2 protein-coding genes are annotated in these 3,849 nt (G+C 61.5%); both read right to left on the bottom strand.

Annotation, left to right across the window (positions count from 1 at the left end):
* Positions 1 to 29 precede the first annotated feature (29 nt).
* A complete protein-coding gene (locus ATN37_RS00285) occupies positions 30 to 2,516 on the bottom strand; it encodes a site-specific integrase (protein ID WP_011133408.1) in 2,487 nt (828 codons plus the stop codon).
* Positions 2,513 to 3,772, bottom strand: a complete 1,260-nt coding sequence (locus tag ATN37_RS00290; protein ID WP_011133407.1) for a site-specific integrase — start codon at positions 3,770 to 3,772, stop codon at positions 2,513 to 2,515. Before ATN37_RS00290 ends, ATN37_RS00285 begins: the two co-directional genes overlap by 4 nt.
* Positions 3,773 to 3,849 lie beyond the last annotated feature (77 nt).

Genomic DNA, 3,849 nt, shown 5'->3' on the forward strand with positions numbered 1-3,849 from the left:
TTCTCTGAACAAGAATTCAAGCTTGGTAATCATGTGGAAGTCCTTCCCGAGATCGATCCGAATCCAGGCATTCCGAGGTCAGTTGTTGCCGATCCTCGTTTCATCGTGGCATCGACCTGTGCGATCTTGTCCCTGACTCCGGTGTAGCTGACCTGCAGTCCTTCGACTTCACCCAGCCAGCCTTCCTGTTTGGCTTCGATGATGCGGGCTTCGAGGTTGTCTCGGATTTCTTCGAGCCTGCCTCGCTGCGTTGGATCCGGCCGCAGGAGTGAGCATCTGACGCAAGCATGCTCATGGATGCAGGGTGTGCCGAACGACCGTGCGCAGGTCCCGACCGATACTTTCCGCTTCTCGAAATGAGACAAGAACGCATCCCATTCCTCGTCGGTCGGTGTCCGGTATTCCTCACTGGGTCTCATCGAACGACGACGCGCGATGAACGCTCGATGCGCTTCGATCGTTTCCGAGGGGTAGACGGCCTTGTAGCCCATCGTCGTGTCAATTGTCTTGTGCCCGCAAATAACCTGTGCGATATGGGGTGGCAGGCCGTTCATGATCGCGTCGGTGACGAATATTCGCCGGAAGTCGTGGGGCTGAAACATCAACGGATCGCCACTGGCATCGGTGAGAGCTGCCACGGTGAGCGCATTGATGAGGAGCTTGCGGACGAAACTCGGTGGGATCGCTCGGCGTTCGTTTCCGATTCCCCGCTGAAAGAGCAGCGGCATCGGCGGATTCCACAGCTTCTCCTGCGTATCGTAGGCAGCCACGAGCGGTATCGATCCGTTGGGTTGCCGCGAACGCTGAACTACCGCACTGAGGACTTCCGCAAGCTCGGGACTGACCAAGATCAGCCGCTCGGTATCGGTCTTCGATGGAGCTATCTGCAGCAGCGGAACCAGTTCACCGGTACTAGGTAGTCGATATTCGGTGATGCTGTGGTGACTGAGCTCGAGGAGCTCTTCATGACGGATACCGCTGAGCCGCAACACTTCGATAGTGGCGAATGCCCAGAATGCTTCCTCGTCCTCGTAGGTGAGATCGCGGCGAACACCGGTAACAGTATTGTCGGCCCATACGACGCGGCCAGTTCCCCGACGGATCAAGGATCGTCGCAGTTCTCCGTCGGTTCCCGCGATCACCTCACCTGGTTCGGTGTTCTGCGCCGCAACAAGTAGAGCCGCTGCGGCCGCGCGGCGGTCAGCTGCGGACCGAACCAACTGCGACAGGACAGGCAATCGCTCGCGAGTGCGCTGATCCATCCGCGCTTTACGGTGTTTGAGTTCCTTGCCTCTTTTGACCTCGGCGTCGCTGATCGGGCAGGGCGCCACCCACTGCGCCCAGCGTGCCGGATCTTCGACGGCCCAGTGCGCGAGGTCGAGATAGAACGCACGCACTTGCAACAGATTGTCTTTGTAATTCTTTCGGGGCGAAGTTGTTTCGTGCTTTCGTCCCGCCGCGTCGACGGCGGTGCGTGTGATCGATCTCAGGTCGTCCTTCCATGCTCGGGCAACGTCAGGCGGCAGCGCCAGGGTGTCGATACCGGGGGCGAGTGTCTCGACGCGGCTCCAGAACAGCCCGGCGAGTCCTCGGGCACGAGAGTTGAGACTGGTGTAGTCCAGCGCGGGTTGACGCTCGCGCAGATAGTCGATGAGCAGAGCTCGGATCGGTTGGTTCTCGATCGGGTAGCGGTCGACGAGTTGTTCGATCGTCAACTGTCCGACCGGAGCGCCGAACGCACGGATGCTGTGTGGTGCATCCTCGGGAAAGATGCCCATCGCACGTAGTCGCAGGTAGAAATCGATCTTCTTCTGACCGCGGCGGGAGTGCACCTGCGCCATCGTTTCGATCAGCTCCACGCAATCGCCGACAGTGATCTCCGCGACCGTCCCGCCTTTGGATACCAGCAGGGTCGCGATTCTGGTCGCTGCGATTCGTGCATCGTCTCGCGAGGTATCCGGCTGAGTGGCAGCAAGCTCGTCCAACCGCGCGAATCCGTCCGGATCTCGCAGCTTTGCCATCATCGGCGCGAGAAACGGGTGCGCCCGGGAGAGCATCCACGGCAACTGCGGCCGGATCACGTCCAGGCACAGCAACATCAGCAGTCCTGCAGCCAGGTCGTTGCGATCATGTCTGACAGGGCGCCCGTGTCCGGCAATCCATTCCACCGGGAGATCGGCCCAGGAGGTTGTCGCGCCGTAACGAGACCCGCGGATGTTCTCGGCGCCGCTGGCGAGCCACCGGGCTTGCCAGGTATCGCCTGGCACCGAAGCCAACCAGGTCAGTATCTTGATCACGCCCCGGTGCCGTCCGGCTCGGGTGGTGACCGCAGCCTCAGCAAGCACCGAGCAGTTCAGTCGGGCCTCGACCTCCTCAGCAGAGGCAGCGGTGTGCGGCCACCAGAGTTCACCTTCGCGTGGTGGAAACTGTTTGTGCAGTTGGCGAATCCTCGAATGCGGCACCGGTGTGACCTCGAAGCGTTCCGGGCGGGTCATGTGCTTGACGGCAGTGCTCACAACGGCCTCCCGAACAGCACGCTCAACGCTGCCGGATCGTATCCAGGAGCAGGAGGCGGCGACGGAGCCCGCGGATGTTCCCGCTGATCAGCAGTACGAGCGTGGTGGGCCAGGACGCTGGCGATCACCTCGTCCTTATCGGGTGTCAGATAAATTTCGGTCGTCGACAAATGGGCGTGCCCCAACACCTCTTTGACCTCCACCAAGGACAAGTGCGGGTCGTTGGCCATCCGCCTCGCTGCACTGTGACGTAAGTCGTGCAGAGTCCAATCCGAACCGAGGGTAGCATTCGCACGCTCGAACATCCGATGCGCCGCATGGTAATTCAACGGGCGGCGAGGCCTTCGCAGTGTCCACCACAACGGTTGCATCCGTCCGAGTGGCACCTCGCCCCGCAACTGCTCCTGATACAACCGCAACCAGACGAACGCGTCCGCCGACGCGGGTACCTGCTCCACCGCACGTGTTCCCTTGCGCACCACAGTAATCAACTGCTGCCCCGGGTCGACATCGCACTCGCGGACTCCCAACAGCTCCGACGCTCGCACCCCCGATGAAATCCAGAACGCCACCAACGCCCGGTCCCGATCCGACGACAACGCCGCGAACAACTTATCGAACAGATCCTCGGGAATCGCTCGGGGAATCCGCTGCGAGACCCGAGGCCGGTAGCGCCCCACACGCTCAGGTGCCCAATGATCCATCGGATTGTGGTGCGCATGAGCCCGTCTCGACCGGCGAGAGAGATCGAGAGGGAACGGATTCAGAAGCGGGCCAGTCCCCGCGTCCCGATGAAAATCGTAGAAACTTCGCAGCACCGTCTCACTGTGCGCCACTGTCGCCGGCGAGTACCCGGCCCCCAGAGCCGGTTTGCCGGTGACAGGATTCGGCGATGCCGCAGCAGTAGCAGCCGCCTCGGCGCTGGCCGGCACCACTGATCCTTGTCGTGCCTTCGCCGTCAACTGGATCCAACAACTGAAATCGCGGGCATCGACCCGATCGGCACGATCCCACGCCACGTCCACAGCGTGAAGGAACCGCCACCATCTGAGCAGATCCATACCGTACGAACGCACCGTCGCCACCGACCTCCCGGAAGCGATCAGCTCCCGGAAGAACACCTCGACGGACTCCACTCGTTCACCGTCGCTGCCCTGCAAGACGTAAGGCTCCGCCGCCTGACCTGTCGCTATCAACCGACCCACTCGGGCCACCACAAGCCCCGACAGATCTCTCGAACTTTCCCCTTCGCTCATGTCCGCAAGCTACCGACCCACATCGACCCCACCCCTTCAGACCTGCACCATTCGGCATTTAGTTCAGTCAACGGGGC

It is taken from the genome of Rhodococcus sp. MH15, from assembly GCF_019266045.1.
In the GTDB taxonomy this organism is placed as follows: Bacteria; Actinomycetota; Actinomycetes; order Mycobacteriales; family Mycobacteriaceae; genus Rhodococcus_F; species Rhodococcus_F qingshengii.

What these genes read in the sequence shown, in the direction of transcription:
- ATN37_RS00290 (WP_011133407.1), bottom strand. Translation starts at nt 3,772, where the DNA reads ATGAGCGAAGGGGAAAGTTCGAGAGATCTGTCGGGGCTTGTGGTGGCC.